This window comes from Corynebacterium urinipleomorphum, assembly GCF_900155535.1.
GTDB lineage: Bacteria > Actinomycetota > Actinomycetes > Mycobacteriales > Mycobacteriaceae > Corynebacterium > Corynebacterium urinipleomorphum.
The window spans coordinates 1-1,424 of the sequence record NZ_LT706960.1 but is presented as its reverse complement, the minus strand read 5'-3'; the positions used below and the strand labels follow the sequence as shown (position 1 = coordinate 1,424).

The window sequence follows — 1,424 nt, the reverse complement described above, 5'->3', positions numbered from 1 at the left end:
GGTTGCGTCCCTTAGTGTGGTGTAACGCTTGCTGATGGTGGGCCCTTGAAAATAGTGGGGCGGCCACCGTCAGTAACCTTTCGACTCAACTACCACATCTCACCGAAAGGCACATGACGATGACCGCTGCTCCGCATTCTATCGACCCGACAACCTATCTGGACGATCTGCTCGCCCAAGCGTCGCCAGATCTAATGCGGCAGATGCTGCAAGGGTTTATCAACCAGATCCTCTCCGCCCAGGCCGACACCGTCTGCGGCGCCGAGTACGGTGTTGCTTCCACCGAGCGGGTCAACCACCGCAACGGGTACCGCCACCGCGATCTGGACACCCGCGTCGGCACGATCGATGTGGCAGTGCCGAAGCTACGCCACGGCGCTTTCTTCCCAGACTGGCTGCTCGAGCGACGCTCACGGGCCGAACGGGCCTTATCGACCGTGATCGCGACGTGCTATCTCAAAGGGGTCTCCACCCGCAGAATGAACGATCTGGTGGCAACACTTGGCATTTCCAACATGTCGAAATCGCAAGTCTCACGGATGTCGGAAGAACTCGACGAGATGGTCGCCGATTTCAAAAACCGTCCACTCGATCCCGGTGGGTACGCCTACCTGTCGTGCGATGCGCTGACGATCAAGGTGCGTGAAGGCGGCCGGGTGGTCAAATGCTGCGTGCTGTTGGCCACCGGGGTCAACGCCGACGGCTACCGCGAAATGCTCGGCATGCACGTCGCCACCGCGGAATCCAACGCATCGTGGAAAGGCTTCTTCCAAGACTTAAAAGCCCGCGGACTTCGCGGTGTCTTCCTGATCACCAGTGACGCTCACGAAGGCATCCAGCACGCCATTGCTGAGGTGCTGCCTGATGCGTCGTGGCAGCGGTGCCGCACCCATTTCGCTAAGAACCTCTACGAGCAGGTCCCGAAAACACAGTGGCCGATGGTCTCAGCGATGTTCCAGACGATCTTCCAGCAACCTGACGCGGCATCCACCTGGGGGCAAGCCCATGAGGTCGTTGATCTGTTGGAACCGAAGTTCCCCCAGGTAGCAACGTACTTAGAGGAATCACTCGATGAGGTGTTGGCGTTTACCGCCGCCCCGAAACCAGTTTGGACGAAGGTGTGGTCGAACAATCCCACAGAACGGTTAAACCGGGAGATCCGCCGGCGCACCGATGTTGTGGGTATCTTCCCGAATCGTGAATCCATCATCCGGCTTGTTGGTGCGGTACTTGCAGAGCAACACGACGATTGGATCCAGCAGAAACGCTACATGTCACTATCCGCACTCGAACAGACCAAACACCTCATGCACCGCACAGGAGACGATCATGGTGAGCAGCACCAGCTAACCGCCTAACCAAACCCCGAACTTCATACCGAGCCGAAAGCACGAACGGCTACACCACTACACGGGACTTGACCC

1 protein-coding gene is annotated in these 1,424 nt (G+C 58.4%); it reads left to right on the top strand.

All coding sequences use genetic code 11. The features are described 5' to 3' along the window. Positions 1 to 119 precede the first annotated feature (119 nt). The gene (locus CZ338_RS00050) at positions 120 to 1,358 is read left to right on the top strand and encodes an IS256 family transposase (protein ID WP_204211789.1); all 1,239 of its coding nucleotides are present in this window, start codon (positions 120 to 122) and stop codon (positions 1,356 to 1,358) included. The last annotated feature ends 66 nt before the right edge of the window (positions 1,359 to 1,424 follow it).

Excerpts from the sequence above, each read along its gene's own strand:
- CZ338_RS00050 (WP_204211789.1), top strand. The coding sequence starts at position 120 with ATGACCGCTGCTCCGCATTCTATCGACCCGACAACCTATCTGGACGAT.